The 16,462-nt window shown below is 53.2% G+C and carries 18 protein-coding genes and 1 pseudogene; 10 read left to right on the top strand and 9 right to left on the bottom strand.

Annotation, left to right across the window (positions count from 1 at the left end; translation table 11 throughout):
• Nucleotides 1-4: 4 nt before the first annotated feature.
• A complete protein-coding gene (locus tag C0557_RS13315) occupies nucleotides 5-793 on the bottom strand; it encodes an IclR family transcriptional regulator (protein ID WP_208658766.1) in 789 nt (262 codons plus the stop codon).
• 253 nt (nucleotides 794-1,046) lie between these two features.
• Nucleotides 1,047-1,211 (bottom strand): Rid family hydrolase, encoded by a 165-nt coding sequence (locus C0557_RS13310; protein ID WP_371813266.1) that lies wholly within the window; start codon nucleotides 1,209-1,211, stop codon nucleotides 1,047-1,049.
• A 343-nt stretch (nucleotides 1,212-1,554) separates the two neighbouring features.
• On the opposite strand from C0557_RS13310, the gene C0557_RS13305 reads away from it, so the two are divergent.
• Complete coding sequence (locus C0557_RS13305) at nucleotides 1,555-2,037, top strand: RES family NAD+ phosphorylase (protein ID WP_208658765.1); 483 nt, start codon at nucleotides 1,555-1,557, stop codon at nucleotides 2,035-2,037.
• Nucleotides 2,038-2,443: 406 nt separating this feature from the next.
• Nucleotides 2,444-2,689 (top strand): Imm74 family immunity protein, encoded by a 246-nt coding sequence (locus tag C0557_RS13300; RefSeq protein ID WP_208658764.1) that lies wholly within the window; start codon nucleotides 2,444-2,446, stop codon nucleotides 2,687-2,689.
• 313 nt (nucleotides 2,690-3,002) lie between these two features.
• Here the strand turns inward: C0557_RS13300 and C0557_RS13295 are convergent.
• The 3 genes and pseudogenes from C0557_RS13295 to pth all read right to left on the bottom strand — a co-directional run.
• Nucleotides 3,003-3,689, bottom strand: a pseudogene (locus tag C0557_RS13295) (tyrosine-type recombinase/integrase); the annotation flags it as partial.
• 214 nt (nucleotides 3,690-3,903) lie between these two features.
• Nucleotides 3,904-4,995 (bottom strand): redox-regulated ATPase YchF, encoded by a 1,092-nt coding sequence (gene ychF, locus C0557_RS13290; protein WP_043953437.1) that lies wholly within the window; start codon nucleotides 4,993-4,995, stop codon nucleotides 3,904-3,906.
• A gap of 126 nt (nucleotides 4,996-5,121) precedes the next feature.
• On the bottom strand, nucleotides 5,122-5,706 hold the full coding sequence (pth, locus tag C0557_RS13285) for an aminoacyl-tRNA hydrolase (protein WP_007371851.1): 585 nt from the start codon (nucleotides 5,704-5,706) through the stop codon (nucleotides 5,122-5,124).
• Nucleotides 5,707-5,977: 271 nt separating this feature from the next.
• Between pth and ychH the strand changes: the two genes are divergently transcribed.
• On the top strand, nucleotides 5,978-6,253 hold the full coding sequence (gene ychH, locus C0557_RS13280) for a stress-induced protein YchH (protein WP_043953438.1): 276 nt from the start codon (nucleotides 5,978-5,980) through the stop codon (nucleotides 6,251-6,253).
• 111 nt (nucleotides 6,254-6,364) lie between these two features.
• Entirely contained in the window at nucleotides 6,365-6,598 is a 234-nt protein-coding gene (locus C0557_RS13275) for a hypothetical protein (RefSeq protein ID WP_371813257.1), read from the top strand.
• Here C0557_RS13275 and dauA read toward each other — a convergent pair.
• The 4 genes from dauA to lolB form a co-directional block, all read right to left on the bottom strand.
• Complete coding sequence (gene dauA, locus C0557_RS13270) at nucleotides 6,567-8,246, bottom strand: C4-dicarboxylic acid transporter DauA (RefSeq protein WP_208658763.1); 1,680 nt, start codon at nucleotides 8,244-8,246, stop codon at nucleotides 6,567-6,569. The two genes, C0557_RS13275 and dauA, sit on opposite strands and share 32 nt — an antisense overlap.
• Before the next feature lie 107 nt (nucleotides 8,247-8,353).
• On the bottom strand, nucleotides 8,354-9,301 hold the full coding sequence (prs, locus tag C0557_RS13265; protein ID WP_017457137.1) for a ribose-phosphate diphosphokinase: 948 nt from the start codon (nucleotides 9,299-9,301) through the stop codon (nucleotides 8,354-8,356).
• 123 nt (nucleotides 9,302-9,424) lie between these two features.
• On the bottom strand, nucleotides 9,425-10,291 hold the full coding sequence (ispE, locus tag C0557_RS13260; protein WP_208658762.1) for a 4-(cytidine 5'-diphospho)-2-C-methyl-D-erythritol kinase: 867 nt from the start codon (nucleotides 10,289-10,291) through the stop codon (nucleotides 9,425-9,427).
• Nucleotides 10,288-10,911, bottom strand: coding sequence for a lipoprotein insertase outer membrane protein LolB (gene lolB, locus C0557_RS13255; RefSeq protein WP_007371857.1), 624 nt, complete (start codon nucleotides 10,909-10,911; stop codon nucleotides 10,288-10,290). Before lolB ends, ispE begins: the two co-directional genes overlap by 4 nt.
• Nucleotides 10,912-11,112: 201 nt before the next feature.
• Between lolB and hemA the strand changes: the two genes are divergently transcribed.
• The 6 genes from hemA to kdsA are packed head-to-tail and all read left to right on the top strand — an operon-like array spanning nucleotide 11,113 to nucleotide 16,433.
• Nucleotides 11,113-12,369: a glutamyl-tRNA reductase gene (gene hemA / locus C0557_RS13250; RefSeq protein WP_035889882.1), complete on the top strand. Its 1,257-nt coding sequence runs from the start codon at nucleotides 11,113-11,115 to the stop codon at nucleotides 12,367-12,369.
• A gap of 42 nt (nucleotides 12,370-12,411) precedes the next feature.
• The gene (gene prfA, locus C0557_RS13245; protein ID WP_064566000.1) at nucleotides 12,412-13,494 is read left to right on the top strand and encodes a peptide chain release factor 1; all 1,083 of its coding nucleotides are present in this window, start codon (nucleotides 12,412-12,414) and stop codon (nucleotides 13,492-13,494) included.
• Nucleotides 13,494-14,333: a peptide chain release factor N(5)-glutamine methyltransferase gene (gene prmC, locus C0557_RS13240; RefSeq protein ID WP_208658761.1), complete on the top strand. Its 840-nt coding sequence runs from the start codon at nucleotides 13,494-13,496 to the stop codon at nucleotides 14,331-14,333. The genes prfA and prmC overlap by 1 nt, the downstream gene beginning before the upstream one ends.
• Before the next feature lie 6 nt (nucleotides 14,334-14,339).
• The gene (gene sirB2 / locus C0557_RS13235; protein WP_074779097.1) at nucleotides 14,340-14,732 is read left to right on the top strand and encodes an invasion regulator SirB2; all 393 of its coding nucleotides are present in this window, start codon (nucleotides 14,340-14,342) and stop codon (nucleotides 14,730-14,732) included.
• 3 nt (nucleotides 14,733-14,735) lie between these two features.
• Entirely contained in the window at nucleotides 14,736-15,545 is an 810-nt protein-coding gene (sirB1, locus tag C0557_RS13230; RefSeq protein WP_064566004.1) for an invasion regulator SirB1, read from the top strand.
• 36 nt (nucleotides 15,546-15,581) lie between these two features.
• Nucleotides 15,582-16,433 carry a 3-deoxy-8-phosphooctulonate synthase gene (gene kdsA / locus C0557_RS13225; protein ID WP_208658760.1) on the top strand — a complete coding sequence of 284 codons (852 nt, stop codon included), beginning with the start codon at nucleotides 15,582-15,584 and terminating at the stop codon, nucleotides 16,431-16,433.
• The last annotated feature ends 29 nt before the right edge of the window (nucleotides 16,434-16,462 follow it).

Genomic DNA, 16,462 nt, shown 5'->3' with positions numbered 1-16,462 from the left:
TACCTCAATTTCCTTTTCGTAAATGCTCATTTTCGTTTCTGTATCCCAGCCCATATGATATTTGTCCGGCGCATTTCCGCAGTAATTCCAGATAGCTTTCGATCTTATTTTCTGAATAAACCACTGGATCGCCTGAAAGCGAGATTGCATAGTTAACCCGGTTATACATATTGAATACCGGCATACTTAAGCATACCGCACCATAGGTCGATTCTTCGTTATCTATAGCCCATCCCCGAAGCCGCGTTTTTTGTAACTCTTCCAGGAATAATTTTTTATCGGTAAATGTATTACGCGTATGCGAGGTTAACGTAAGAGCCTCTATGAAATAATCCAGCTCTTCCCGTGTTTTCCAGGCTAATAATGCCTTACCCAACGCGGTAATATGTAATTCGAGTTTTTTGCCAATCCAGCTTTTGCTCGTCGGTACCGAGTCCGGGCTTTCGATCTTGTCGAGATAGATAGCCGAAATGCTCTCCATCGCCCCCAGATGGCAGACCAGTCCGCTTTTCAGCGACAACTCCTGCATCGGCCGCTTCGTCACCTCAAAGATATTTTGACGATGTAGCGCCTGACAACCCAGTTCGTAGTTTTTTATTCCCAGCGAATAGTGGCCATTTTTGTTTTTAATTAAGAAGCCGCATTCCACCATCGCATTCAATAAATTAAGCAGGCTGCTTTTGGGGTACTGGAATTCTTTCAATAACTCCATATAACTTGCCACGCCAACCCATGCGATGTGGGTTAATATTTTTTCGGCTCGGACTAAGGAATTACACCCTTTGCGAATCATAATAGTTTCTCCTTGCTCATGGAATAAATCCTATCGGTAATTCAAAGTGGAAAATATGCCTTGTTCAGCATGCTGAACCATAATGAAGTGATTCAATGTGATCTTGTACGCAGTTTGAATAACGGAATTGTCGTACTGATATTCGGCGAATACGAATAGTTGAAAAACAAGAGAGGGCGTGTTGTCACGACAGGGTAACCTCTCCAGTGGAATTGAGGTTATATTCGATCTTTGATTCATTGCTCACTGCTGGCTAATGTGCGGGGGATCCGGGCGATGCTTTAATTTCAAAGTCGAATCCTGCAAGCCAGCTGACGCCAACTGCGGTCCAGTTTGGATAAGGAGGGTGCGGAAAAATAGACTGCTTCACCTGCATAATGGTTGGAAACTGATTTTCTGGATCGGTATGAAAGGCCATGGCGTCGATCAAATCGTCAAATGTACATCCTGCATCCGCAAGAGTCTCTTTGTAGTGGTCAACTAAAACTGGCCACGGCTTTAGAGTTTTTCCAGTATCGGTTTTCTGATTTGTTTAACTAATCACTGATTAAGTTAAATCTCAATTGTAATTACAGGAAATAATTTAACTGCATTTTTCCTGAACCAGCTTGAATAGGCTGTTGTGAGATAAAAGCAAATGTTAATGGATTAGTCGTTAGTCTCTTCTGTATGACTGGAGAACGTCGGCACCGACTTGTAGAACGGACACATACCCAGCTAATGTGTATCCTTAATTTTCTAAGAAAAGACGCGATAAATTTATGGATCTTACTCATTTTCTTACAGATATCGATGGTGTTTTTTATCGAGCAATAGATCCTGCCTATCGAAAATCTGCGTTATCAGGCTCCAGAGTTCCTGGCCGCTATTCAAACAGTATTCAACCCACTCTTTACCTCAGTTCATCCCCTGAAGGCGTTGAGGCAGCAATGAAATCTCACAATGCCAACAGAAGTGCCAATCTTGACATTGTAAAAGTCAGGGTCATAGCTGATAAAATTCTTGATTTGAGGAATGCAGATGCTGTGTTGGCCGCAGGTATTGACCTTAATGATGCGATTGCACCATGGCAGGAAATTGTGAATGAGGGCGGCATTCCCTGTTCATGGAATGTTCGTAATCGTCTGGAGTCACTTGGTGTAAACGGTTTAATTGACCCTTCCCGAAAAGCTCCCGGGCTTTGGCATCTGGTTCTTTTTTCCTGGAATAATAATAGTCAGTCTCATGTAAATATTATTAAGTAAGTCATTATCACTGCAAATCGTGTACGTAATAGGCAACTGGAGTCTTTATGCGATGCTCACCACCGTTTCCGGGAAATAAAAACGATAGGGTCAGCCTCTGGCACGGAGCGGACTAACTCACTGAGCAGAAGGTCCGCTCTGAGCGAGAAGCGGAAGCTCGCAGTTACTCTTGCAGCGATAGAGGCATTACTGACAAAGCCGTATGTCTATAACCGGTGAGCAAGTCAGGGTATGCCAATGGAGTCTCAGAAACGGTGCGTGCAGTATTAGGGCAGAGTCTGCGACCTGAAAATGTTTGGGAAAGAGCTGAGTTGTCTGCGTTGATGAAAAATCCTAATGTAGAAGAAATTATTACTATTGCTCCTGTAAGAATGGGCGAGAAAGTTATTTACGTAAGGGGGAAACTATGATTTTTGAAGTCACTCGGGGTCATATCCAAGTAAAAATTGGAGATAGAACGGTGACCGTTCAAGGTGAGATGTTCTTTCCCGGTAACGATAAAATTGGCTTTGTGTTGTACAAGGAGGCTTTGAGGTTTTGGGATGCACCTAACCAAAGTCAGGTTATGACTGGCGATGATATCGATATGGTTATTGCTGATATTCAGGCCGATTTTTCCAAGGGGGGGCATACCTTAGAAATTGAACATTAGTATGTGCAAAAGGTTCTGGAGGGGCGGTTGACACTGGGCTACCGGTTGCGAGAACAACTGCATAATTACAGGCACAATCCGGCCTCGATGCGCAGCTTTGTGCAGAACTGCTGGTAAACCCGCCTGCTTTCATCATTTCGGCGTCGGCCAAGGGTATTCAGTCAATCCGCGATGAGACTGTCATCTCTCATAATGAATGCGAGAGATTTAACCGGCAGCTATGAGCGAGAAGCGGAAGTTTGCAGTTGTTCTCATAATGAAAGTAGGCACTCCACTGCTAGCATCACGATGTATTAATGAACGGGTGCAGGTCAATGCAATAGTTAACCTGATATGAGCCGCGACTGTTATCAAAACAGCTTAATAGCTTCCCGATTAGCTGTGGGTTCAATGGCTGTTTGTGCTGTGTCTTATTCGCCGGAAGCGCCTTGCGTACAGGCCAGACAGGATCGCTGTCAGCTCTGAGCGTTGCCACTGCCAACTCGAAAACCGATGAAATGGTACGTCGGGCTTCAGCAGCAACAGTCGGAGCGCCGCGCTTAGCGGTTTCCTGAAGAATTTTAAGAATATGGTGCGGTGTGATTTCCCTGATAGGGAGTTTGCCAATAACAGGGAAAACCACACGTTCAAGCATATCCAATCGTCGCATTTTGGTGATTTCGGCCCAGTCTTTCATCTGCAACCACTCTTTGGCAATCAGCTCAAAGGTGTTAGATGCGTCATTGACCTTGCGGATCTTATCTAACTGACGAGCCTGTGTCGGGCTAACTCCATCTGCGACTTGTTTACGCGCTTGCTCGCATTTCTCGCGAGCTTCGGCGAGCTTTACCGCTGGATACTCACCCAACGTGAACATGCTTGATTTACCGTTGAGTTTAAACCGATAGCGCCATGCCTTTTTGCCATTGGGTTTCACTTCGAGGTAGAGACCATTAAAGTCATTGAGTCGATAGAGTTTTTCTTTCGGCCTGGCAGTGCGGCATTGCGTATCAGTGAGCATAGCGGGTCCTTGCCTGTTTCTTATACCGCCATTGCACGCACCTAAAATGAAGATGGAAACGGAGCGTGCTCATCTATGTACTCATTTTAGACTGCGCTTTCATGAGATTACATGAGACAATATGGAATGAAAAATCCACGCAAGTGCGTGGATTTTAGAGGGTTTTGTGAGTTTCATGAGATGTTCTGACACCTCATGAGACAACAAAACTTATTTAGACGTTGAACAGGAAGTTCATCACATCGCCATCTTTAACGATGTACTCTTTGCCTTCTGCACGCATTTTGCCGGCTTCTTTCGCACCTTGCTCGCCTTTGTAAGCAATAAAGTCTTCATAAGCGATGGTTTGCGCGCGGATAAAGCCTTTTTCGAAGTCGGTGTGGATTTTACCGGCAGCCTGCGGAGCCGTTGCGCCAACCGGAATTGTCCAGGCGCGAACTTCTTTCACCCCGGCGGTGAAGTAGGTTTGCAGGTTCAGCAGGGCATAACCAGCGCGGATCACGCGGTTCAGGCCCGGCTCTTCAAGACCCAGTTCGGCCATGAACTCATCACGCTCTTCGTCATCCAGCTCGGCGATATCCGCTTCAACCGCAGCACAAACCGGTACTACCACAGAACCTTCTTTTTCCGCGATGGCGCGAACCTGGTCCAGATACGGGTTGTTTTCGAAACCGTCTTCATTGACGTTAGCGATGTACATGGTCGGTTTCAGCGTCAGGAAGCTCAGGTAACGAATCGCTTCTTTCTCTTCTTTGCTCAGATCCAGCGCGCGCAGCATACCGGCGTTTTCCAGCTGCGGCAGGCATTTTTCCAGCGCGGCCAGCTCCACTTTCGCGTCTTTATCGCCGCCTTTTGCTTTCTTGGACACGCGATGAATCGCGCGCTCGCAGGTTTCCAGATCGGACAGCGCCAGTTCGGTGTTGATAACGTCGATATCTTCCGCCGGGTCAACTTTACCGGCAACGTGGATGATGTTGTCGTTTTCAAAGCAGCGTACGACATGGCCGATGGCTTCGGTTTCGCGGATGTTGGTCAGGAACTGGTTGCCCAGGCCTTCACCTTTGGACGCGCCCTTTACCAGACCGGCGATATCAACAAATTCCATCGTGGTCGGCAGAATGCGCTGAGGCTTAACGATTTCCGCAAGTTTGTCCAGACGCGGATCGGGCATCGGTACGACACCGGTGTTCGGCTCAATAGTACAGAAGGGGAAGTTTGCCGCTTCAATACCTGCTTTGGTGAGCGCGTTGAACAGGGTGGATTTACCTACGTTGGGCAGACCAACGATACCGCATTTGAATCCCATGATGTAATTACCTTAATCTCTTGATAATCAACCCGTTGAGTAAAACGGATTGTAGAAAAGTGAATAACTTTGCCTATTATACACGTAACCGATGTAACGCGCGGCAAAATTGCCGTTGCAGTGGGGTTACTGTGCCTTAAAGGCGTGCAGGCGGTTGGTGGCTTTGGTTAAACCGTCCTTCAGCCAGATCTCTGTACAACGTGCCGCTTCGTCAACGGCTTCATCGATCAGCTTCTGTTCAGAAACCGGCGGTTTGCCCAGTACAAAACCGACAACTTTGTTTTTATCCCCCGGATGGCCAATACCTACGCGCAAACGGTGAAAATTGGGGTTATTCCCCAGCTTACTGATGATGTCTTTCAGGCCGTTATGGCCGCCGTGGCCGCCGCCCAGTTTGAACTTCGCCACGCCTGGCGGCAGATCCAGCTCGTCATGCGCGACAAGGATTTCATCCGGGTTGATGCGATAAAAAGTCGCCATCGCCGCCACCGCTTTGCCGCTCAGGTTCATAAAGGTGGTCGGCACCAGCAGACGCACATCTTCGCCCGCCAGATTAATGCGCGAGGTATAACCGAAGAATTTCGGTTCATCGCGCAGCGGTGCGCGCGCGCGCTCTGCCAGTAAATCGACATACCAGGCGCCCGCATTGTGGCGTGTCGCAGCGTATTCAGCGCCAGGGTTCGCCAGCCCGACAATCAGTTTAATCGTCACTTTTTATTCCTGACCAGGTCAATATCCGGCGCGTAGTTTACGTTGTGCGGGGCGCGATGACAAAATTCTCACGGCATAAGGTGAAAAATGATAATGATTGCTCACCTCAATCATTCGAAATTCAAGCAGTTCAATCGTTTATTTGTAAATTTTTGTTAGTCAAACATATGTAATTGTGATCGTGCCCGCAACCGCCAAAAAGAGCGCTGTCTATACTTTGTTCACAAGGATTGGGGTTTTCCCATCCAACCCATCGTTCCGGAGGTGACATATGAAACGCAAAAACGCTTCGTTACTCGGCAATGCGCTCATGGGGTTGGGGTTGGTAGTGATGGTTGTCGGTGTTGGTTACTCTATTTTAAACCAGCTTCCGCAGCTTAACCTGCCGCAATTTTTTGCGCACGGCGCGGTACTGAGTATCTTCCTCGGAGCTGTTCTCTGGCTCGCAGGCGCCCGCGTAGGAGGCCATGAGCAGGTGTGCGATAAATACTGGTGGGTTCGCCACTATGACAAACGCTGCCGCCGTGACCGGCAACATCACAGCTAAAGACGAATTTTTCGAAAACGGCTCCTGATCGAGCCGTTTTTTTTGTGTTCTGTTTGACCCTCACGTAACGTCAGGCCTGAAAGTCCGGTCTGTGGAGAAGAGGGGGAAGTCATGTTGATTCAGGCTGGAGCGTTGTCGCGGCGGGCGGGAATGGCGCTGTTCCAGTTTTACGCCGGAACGGATGCGCAGACGCAGCAAACGTTTCGCACTGCGATGCAGCAGGAACAAGGGAACATGGATGACGCCCGAAGTGCTGCAATGGCTACAACGGGCGATAGAGGTGATGATGCGGAATCGCTATTCCGCATCCGGTTTACAGATCGGCTAATGCCGCGTCGCGATTAGGGAAGAAAGCCAGTCGGCCAGGGATGGGCTGCACACCGGCGCGCGCCAGCGTGCGCAGCGGCTGAAACTCCAGATTGCTGACCCGCAGCTCGGTACCTTCCGGCAGGCGGGCAACAAAACGGCGGAAGGCATCCAGCCCGCCAGCATCGAGCACTGGCACGGCATCCCACTTCAGTACGACAATTCGCTTACCGGCGATGCGGGTTTCCAGATCGCTGAACACACCTTCCGCCGCGGCAAAGAACAGCGGGCCAATAACACGCAGCACCAGCACGTCATCCGGCACGCTGACATTCACCGCCGCCAGGTGCGTCATCCGCGCAATGCGGCGCATAAACAGCAGCGACGCCAGCACAATCCCGACGCTAATGGCGATAACCATATCGAACAGCACCGTCAGCGACATACACATCAGCATCACCACAATGTCATCGGCGGGCGCACGGCGCAGCAGATCGATCACTTTGTGCGCTTCACTCATATTCCACGCCACCATTAGCAGCAACGCGGCCATCGCCGACAGCGGCAGCCAGGAGAGGAGCGGGGCCAGCGCCAGTAACGCCAGGATCACCAGTAGCGCGTGGATCACGGCCGAAATAGGCGAAGTGGCGCCCGCGCGCACGTTGGCGGCTGAGCGGGCAATTGCCGCCGTCGCGGTGATACCGCCAAAGAACGGCGCGATAATATTCCCCATGCCCTGGCCAATCAGTTCGCTGTTGGCTTTGTGTTTGGTGCCGGTCATCCCGTCCAGCACCACCGCGCAGAGCAGCGATTCAATGGCACCCAGCATGGCCATCGAAAACGCGGCGGGCAGCATCGCCTGAAGTGAATTCCAGCTCAGGGTGAAATTCGAACCCGGCAGATCCCACGGCAGCACCAGTTGCGGCAAAAGCTGAGGGATACCGTTGCCTTGCGTGCCATCTGCCAGCGTGTACTGGAACTGGGAACCGATAGTGGCAACGTGGCCGCCGAGCAGGTTCACCACCAGCATAACCGCGCAGCCTGCCAGCAGCGCAGGCAAATGGCCGGGCAAGCGTATGCGTAAGCGCGGCCAGAGAACCAGCGTCGCCAGTGTCGTTACGCCGATGGCCGCATCGCCAAAATTAATGGTGGGCAGCGCCATCACCAGCGCGCCAACTTTTTGCAGGTAATGTTCCGGGACATGCGTCATATGCAGTCCGAGAAAATCTTTCAGCTGCATCGTGGCAATGGTGATGCCAATACCGGAGGTAAAACCGAGCGTCACGGAAAGCGGAATATATTCAATCAACCGGCCAAAGCGCGCCAGACCGAAGAGGATCAGGAACACCCCGGACATCAACGTCGCAACCAGCAGGCCCGCAAGGCCAAACTGTTGTGACACCGGGTAGAGGATCACCACAAACGCGGCGGTCGGGCCGGAAACGCTGTAGCGTGAACCGCCGCTCAGGGCGATAACGATACCGGCAATCGCCGAGGTATACAGGCCATATTGCGGCGCGACGCCGCTGCCAATCGCCAGCGCCATCGACAGGGGAATGGCGATAATCCCGACGGTGATACCGGCGATGAGATCGCGGGTAAAGCGAGCCATCGTGTATTTTTCTTTCCAGCACGCCTCAATTAACGCGCGGAAAGGCAGAACTTGTGGAGTGAAAAATTTATTCACGATGCTATTTCATCCTGGAGTGGAAATTAATAACGACTTAATAAATCATACAAATGACATTCAAAGATAAAAAAACCCGCCGCAGCGGGTTTTCTGGTCAGCAGCGATTAATGTTCGAACATCGCAGAAATAGATTCTTCGTTGCTGATACGACGGATAGCTTCGGCCAGCATGCCAGACAGCGTCAGCGTACGTACGTTCGGCAGCGCTTTGATCTCGTCGCTCAGCGGAATGGTGTCGCAGACTACCACTTCGTCGATCACAGAGTTGCGCAGGTTGTTCACCGCATTACCAGAGAAAATCGGGTGCGTCGCGTAAGCAAATACGCGTTTTGCGCCGCGCTCTTTCAGCGCTTCTGCTGCTTTGCACAGCGTACCGCCGGTATCGATCATATCGTCAACCAGTACGCAGTCGCGGTTAGCCACGTCGCCGATGATGTGCATCACCTGAGAGACGTTAGCGCGCGGACGGCGTTTGTCGATGATCGCCATATCGGTATCGTTCAGCAGCTTGGCGATAGCACGGGCGCGAACCACGCCGCCAATGTCCGGAGAAACCACGATAGGGTTGTCCAGGTTCAGTTGCAGCATATCTTCGAGCAGGATCGGGCTACCGAACACGTTATCAACCGGCACATCGAAGAAGCCCTGAATCTGTTCAGCATGCAGGTCAACGGTCAACACGCGGTCAACGCCAACGCTGGAAAGGAAGTCTGCAACGACTTTTGCGGTAATTGGCACACGGGCAGAACGCACGCGGCGATCCTGGCGGGCATAGCCGAAATAAGGGATGACCGCGGTGATACGGCCTGCGGAAGCACGACGCAGCGCATCAACCATGACAACCAGTTCCATCAGGTTGTCGTTTGTGGGAGCACAAGTGGACTGGATGATGAAAATATCACCACCGCGTACGTTTTCATTAATTTGTACGCTGACTTCGCCGTCGCTAAAGCGACCTACAGCGGCGTCGCCGAGAGAAGTGTACAGGCGGTTGGCAATACGTTGTGCTAGTTCCGGGGTAGCGTTACCAGCAAAAAGCTTCATATCAGGCACGAGAAGAACCTCAGGCATGCGTCCAGTGGTGGATAGAATACGCCAGAATGTGCGGTCAGGGCGAAATTCTATCCATGCGGTGTATTAAAGAGCGCGATGCAACGTCTGGAACATGTGACGTTGTCACCGGAGCTCAGCTTGCCCGGCGATGGTTTGTGCTAGCGGCGAGAGGTTGACGCCTCGCGCGACAAAACCGTGCAGCCATTCCGGGGCTTGCTCAAGCACCTGACGAGCGGCGGATTCGGTGTCAAATTCGGAAAAGACACAGGCTCCTGTGCCAGTCAGGCGCGACGGCGCGTATTCTAACAGCCAGGAAAGCGCGGCATCAACCTCGCGAAAACGTTTTCTTGCGATAACCTCGCAATCGTTGCCGAATTCACAATTTAGCAACGTTTCGATTGACCGCTTCGGCGTCGTTCTCGGCAACTCGGGATCTTTGAAAATCACCGGCGTGGGAATGCTGACGCCCGGATGCGCTACCAGATACCATTTCTCCGGTGGATTAACCGGCGTCAGGATCTCGCCAATTCCCTCGGCAAAGGCCGCATGCCCGCGCACAAATACCGGGACATCCGCGCCCAGTTGCAGGCCAAGCGCCGCCAGCTCGTCAACGCTCAGTTGGGAGCGCCATAAATGGTTCAACGCGACCAGCACGGTCGCGGCATTTGATGAACCGCCGCCCAGCCCGCCGCCCATTGGCAGACGTTTATCAATCGCAATATCGGCGCCGCTGCCTTCAGTGTAACGCCCGGTCTCACGGGCGCGGTTGATCAGCAAACGTGCCGCGCGCACGATCAGGTTCTCGTCGTCCGGCACTCCGGCAACCGGGGTTAACAGGCGAATTTCACCGTCGCTGCGCGGTTCGATGGTCAGCGTATCGCCATAATCGAGAAACTGAAAAAGCGTCTGTAAGGTGTGATAGCCGTCAGCTCGCTGGCCGGTAATGTATAAAAACAGGTTCAGTTTCGCCGGAGCGGGCCAGGTTGTCATTTTACAATCCAGTTATCCATCTTCAGCTTGATACGCTGGCTACCGTCGCTCAGCTCCATATTTGCAGGCATTGCCGGCTGGGTTTTGCTGTCATATCCGCCATAAACGACTTTCCAGCTTTTACCGCCCTGGCTGTAGTTCAGCTCGCTCAGGCGATACTGATCGTCAAGTTTGTAATCGGTGGCATTGCCCGGCAGACCGAGGATCCACTGGCGCAGGCTATTGAGCGGGATAGGCATGCCGGTCAGTTTGCCGATCATCTCTTCGGCATCGTCAGCGGTATAGCGTTGGCCTTTATTATCAACCAGTTGCACATTGCCCGGCTGCGCGTTCAGCTCCAGTTCGGTGCTGCCCAGCGGGTTGGTCAGCAACAAACGGTAGCGATCTTCGCCGGTCTGCTGCCAGAAGAAGCGGGCGTAGACTTTTTGCTGATCGGACAGGTAAGCGAAGGCACCGCGCGTCTGATACTGGCTTAATGCGCGCACCTGCTGCTGATGCTGACGCCACTGCGGCGAATCCGGGCTTTGCCCCGGCCCTTTGGGCGCGTTGAGCGTACAGGCGGTCAAAACGAGGCTGGCCAGCGGCAGCAGGCGAATAAAGCGGAAGTCCGACAGAGTCATAACGATGACAAATCCTTGAGAGAGGTTGCGGTGATTAGGCTTAATGCTAGCGCCGCACTGTAACAGCGTCTACGTTCAAGTTGTCTTAAATCATTAAAATACCAATTACTCCGAAAGGAGAGTCTCTCTTTTATTGACCGTGCGCATCCTGTATGATGCGTGCAGTCTAACCTTATCAACGTTGGTACTATTCCCGCGCTCATGACCCTTTTAGCTCTTGGCATCAACCACAAAACGGCACCCGTTTCGCTGCGAGAACGCATTGCATTTTCGCCGGATACGCTTGACCAGGCGCTGGAAAGCCTGCTCTCGCAGCCGATGGTGCAGGGTGGTGTGGTGCTTTCAACCTGTAACCGCACCGAGCTTTATTTAAGCGTCGAAGAGCGGGAAAACCTGCGTGAAGCGCTGGTTCGCTGGTTGTGTGATTACCATCACCTGAGCGAAGAGGAAGTACGCCAGAGTCTTTACTGGCATCAGGATAATGACGCCGTCAGCCATTTAATGCGCGTGGCGAGCGGGCTGGATTCGCTGGTGCTTGGCGAGCCGCAAATTCTCGGCCAGGTGAAAAAAGCCTACGCCGATTCGCAGCGCGGGCACGGCAATGCCAGCGATCTGGAGCGCATGTTCCAGAAATCCTTCTCCGTGGCCAAACGGGTGCGTACGGAAACCGATATTGGCGCCAGCGCCGTGTCAGTCGCCTTTGCCGCCTGTACGCTGGCGCGGCAGATCTTTGAATCCCTCTCGACCGTCACCGTCTTACTGGTTGGCGCGGGCGAAACCATTGAGCTGGTTGCCCGCCATCTGCGCGAACACAAAGTGCAGAAGATGATCATTGCTAACCGTACGCGTGAACGCGCGCAGGTGCTGGCGGAAGAAGTCGGGGCGGATGTTATCTCCCTGAGCGAAATCGACGAGCGTCTGAAAGACGCTGATATTGTTATCAGTTCTACCGCCAGCCCGCTGCCGATCATCGGTAAAGGGATGGTGGAGCGCGCGATGAAAGCGCGACGCAATCAGCCGATGCTGCTGGTGGACATCGCCGTACCGCGCGACGTTGAGCCGGAAGTGGGGAAAGTGGCCAACGCTTATCTCTACAGCGTCGACGATCTGCAAAGCATCATTCAGCACAACCTGGCGCAGCGTAAAGCCGCTGCGGTGCAGGCGGAAACCATCGTCGCCCAGGAAACCAGCGAATTTATGTCATGGCTGCGCGCGCAAAGCGCCAGCGAGACTATCCGTGAATACCGCAGCCATTCCGAAGCCGTGCGCGATGAACTGACCGCCAAAGCGCTGGCTGCGCTGGAGCAGGGCGGCGATCCGCAGGTTATCATGCAGGACCTCGCGTGGAAGCTGACTAACCGCCTGATCCACGCCCCAACCAAATCTCTTCAGCAGGCTGCCCGTGACGGGGACGATGAGCGCCTGCATACTTTGCGCAACAGCCTCGGGCTGGATTAGCACAACACCACTCTCTGATTATTAAAAGGTGCATTTACGCCTATGAAGCCTTCTATCGTTGCCAAACTGGAAGCCCTGCATGAACGCCATGAAGAAGTTCAGGCGCTGCTGGGTGATGCGCAAACTATTGCCGACCAGGATCGTTTCCGCGCGCTGTCGCGGGAATATGCGCAGCTAAGCGATGTGTCGCGCTGTTTTACTGACTGGCAACAGGTTCAGGAAGATATTGAAACGGCACAGATGATGCTCGACGACCCGGAAATGCGCGAAATGGCGCAGGAAGAGTTACGCGATGCGAAAGAGAAAAGCGAACAACTGGAGCAGCAGTTACAGGTTTTACTCTTGCCGAAAGATCCGGATGACGAACGCAATGCCTTCGTTGAAGTGCGCGCGGGTACGGGCGGTGACGAAGCGGCATTATTTGCCGGCGATCTGTTCCGCATGTACAGCCGCTACGCGGAAGCCCGCCGCTGGCGCGTGGAGATCATGAGCGCTAACGACGGCGAACATGGCGGCTATAAAGAAGTGATCGCCAAAATCAGCGGCGAAGGCGTCTACGGTCGTCTGAAGTTTGAATCGGGCGGCCATCGCGTGCAGCGCGTCCCGGCGACCGAATCGCAGGGGCGTATTCATACTTCAGCCTGTACGGTTGCCGTCATGCCGGAACTGCCTGAAGCTGAACTGCCGGATATCAACCCGGCGGATCTGCGCATTGATACTTTCCGCTCCTCCGGCGCAGGGGGCCAGCACGTTAACACCACCGACTCGGCAATCCGTATTACCCACTTGCCGACCGGAATTGTCGTCGAATGCCAGGACGAACGTTCGCAGCATAAAAACAAAGCCAAAGCGATGTCGGTGCTGGGCGCGCGTATCCACGCGGCAGAGATGGCGAAACGCCAGCAGGCGGAAGCATCAACCCGCCGCAATCTGCTGGGCAGCGGCGATCGCAGCGATCGCAACCGCACATACAATTTTCCGCAGGGGCGCGTTACCGATCACCGCATCAACGTAACGCTCTATCGTCTTGATGAGGTGATGGAGGGCAAGCTCGATATGCTGATTGAGCCAATTGTGCAGGAATACCAGGCCGATCAACTGGCAGCGCTTTCCGAGCAGGACTAATGGACTATCAACAGTGGTTGCGTGCGGCGATAAGCCAGTTGCAGACGAGCGAAAGCCCGCGCCGCGACGCTGAAATTCTGCTGGGGTTTGTGACCGGCAAAACGCGCACCTTTATTCTCGCTTTTGGTGAAACGGTGCTTACGGCGCAACAGCAGCAGCAACTGGATGCGTTGCTGGCGCGCCGTGCGCTTGGCGAACCGGTGGCGCATCTGGTGGGTGAGCGTGAATTCTGGTCGCTGCCGCTGTTTGTGTCTCCGGCGACGCTGATCCCGCGCCCGGACACGGAGTGCCTGGTCGAGCAGGCGTTAAACCGTCTTCCCGCTTCGCCGTGTCGCATTCTCGATCTGGGTACCGGCACCGGGGCGATCGCGCTGGCGCTGGCCAGCGAACGGCCGGATTGCCACGTTACTGCCGTCGATGTGGTTGCTGAGGCGGTGGCGCTGGCGCAACGCAATGCGGAACATCTGGCGATTACCAACGTCGAGATCCGGCAAAGTTGCTGGTTCAGTGCGCTTGCTGGGCAGCAGTTCGCCATGATTGTCAGCAATCCTCCCTATATTGACGAGCAGGATCCGCATCTTGAGCAGGGCGATGTCCGTTTTGAACCGCTGAGCGCGCTGGTGGCGGCCGATCATGGTCTCGCCGATTTACAGACCATCATTTGCGATGCGCGACGCTTTCTGCTGCCGGGCGGCTGGCTGCTGCTGGAACATGGCTGGCAGCAGGGCGCAGCGGTGCGTGCGCTGTTTTCACAATATGGCTGGCAGGAAGTGGAAACCTGCCGGGATTATGGCGGTAATGAGCGGCTGACGCTGGGAAAGCGACCTTTACAGGAGTAATGTGCGATGCGTGCCTTTAACGTACTGATTACATTGCATTTGACCTGCGTTGCGTTGACCATTAGCCTGTTCGTTTTACGCTACTGGTGGCGCTGGGCGAACAACCCACGCGCGCAGGCCCGCTGGGTGCGGGTTGTGCCGCATGTGGTCGACAGCGTGTTGCTGTTAAGCGGCGGCGGGTTGATGTGGGTAACGGGCTATTTACCTTTTACTGTTAAAGGCGCATGGCTGACTGAAAAGTTGTTTGGCGTTATCATCTACATCGTTTTGGGTTTTATCGCGCTGGGACGACATCGTCCGCGCAGCCAGCAAACGGGTTTTATCGCCTTTATGCTGGGGCTGGTGGTGCTGTACATCATCATTAAACTCGCCGCCACAAAAGTACCGATACTGGGGTAAGAAATGAGGTCGTTAGCTGATTTCGAATTTAACAACGCGCCATTATGCGACGGGATGATCCTTGTTTCAGAGCTGATTCGCGATGATTTTCCTTCGCTGTACGTGCATGAAGAGCTGGAGCGGCTGCTGAGCCTGGCGCGAGAAGAAATAAGTCAGGCGAAGCCTCAGGACTGGCAGTTGGAAAAGCTCATTGAGTTGTTTTATGGCGAATGGGGTTTTAAAGACACGCGTGGGGTTTACCGCCTGTCTGATGCACTGTGGCTGGATAAAGTACTGGAAAATCGTCAGGGAAGCGCCGTCTCGCTGGGGGCGATTTTATTGTGGGTCGCCGGGCGTCTCGACATCCCGCTGACGCCGGTCATTTTCCCGACGCAGCTGATCCTGCGTGCCGAGTGGCTGGATGGCGAAATGTGGCTCATTAACCCGTTTAATGGCGACACGCTGGACGAACATACGCTCGAAGTGTGGCTGAAGGGCAATATCAGCCCGGTCGCCGAGCTGTTTAACGAAGATCTGGATGAAGCCGACAACGCTGAAGTGATCCGCAAACTGCTGGATACCTTAAAGTCCGCGCTGATGGAAGAGCAGCAGATGGAGCTGGCATTGCGCGCCAGTGAAGCGCTGTTACAGTTTAATCCGGAAGATCCGTACGAAATCCGTGACCGTGGGCTGATTTACGCCCAGCTTGATTGCGATCATGTGGCGCTGCACGACCTGAGTTACTTCGTCGAGCAGTGTCCTGAGGATCCGATAAGCGAGATGATCCGCGCGCAAATCAACACGATTTCGCACAAACAGGTTACCCTGCATTAAAAGTAAGTTCCGATTCACACTTGATAAGGCGATTTTATGAAACAAAAAGTGGTTAGCATTGGCGACATTAACGTTGCGAACGACCTGCCGTTTGTGCTGTTTGGTGGTATGAACGTGCTGGAATCCCGCGATCTGGCGATGCGCATTTGCGAACACTACGTGGCTGTGACCCAGAAACTGGGCATTCCGTATGTGTTCAAAGCCTCTTTTGATAAAGCCAACCGTTCTTCCATCAAGTCCTATCGCGGGCCGGGTCTGGAAGAGGGAATGAAAATTTTCCAGGAACTGAAACAGACCTTTGGCGTAAAAGTGATCACCGACGTGCATGAAGCTTCCCAGGCGCAGCCGGTAGCGGATGTGGTTGACGTGATTCAGCTTCCGGCGTTCCTCGCCCGCCAGACCGACCTGGTGGAAGCGATGGCGAAAACCGGCGCGGTAATTAATGTGAAAAAACCGCAGTTCGTAAGCCCTGGCCAGATGGGCAATATCGTGGATAAATTCCATGAAGGCGGCAATGACAAAGTGATCCTCTGCGACCGCGGCGCCAACTTCGGTTATGACAACCTGGTTGTGGATATGCTCGGTTTCGGCGTGATGAAGAAAGTCTCCAATAACTCGCCGGTGATTTTTGACGTCACCCACGCCCTGCAATGCCGCGACCCGTTTGGCGCGGCTTCCAGCGGTCGCCGCGCGCAGGTCACTGAACTGGCTCGCGCAGGGATGGCAACCGGTCTGGCGGGTCTGTTTATTGAAGCGCACCCGGATCCGGACAACGCAAAATGCGATGGCCCGTCCGCGCTGCCGCTGGATAAGCTCGAACCGTTCCTCAAGCAGATCAAAGCGATTGACGATCTGGTGAAAAGCTTCGACGAACTCGACACCGAGTAAAAAAACAAAACCCCGCAAATGCGGGGTTT

The sequence above is a fragment of the Kosakonia sp. MUSA4 genome, from assembly GCF_013085925.1.
GTDB lineage: Bacteria > Pseudomonadota > Gammaproteobacteria > Enterobacterales > Enterobacteriaceae > Kosakonia > Kosakonia sacchari_B.
Note: the sequence above shows the minus strand (reverse complement) of the source record. Positions and strands in the feature narration are given on the sequence as shown.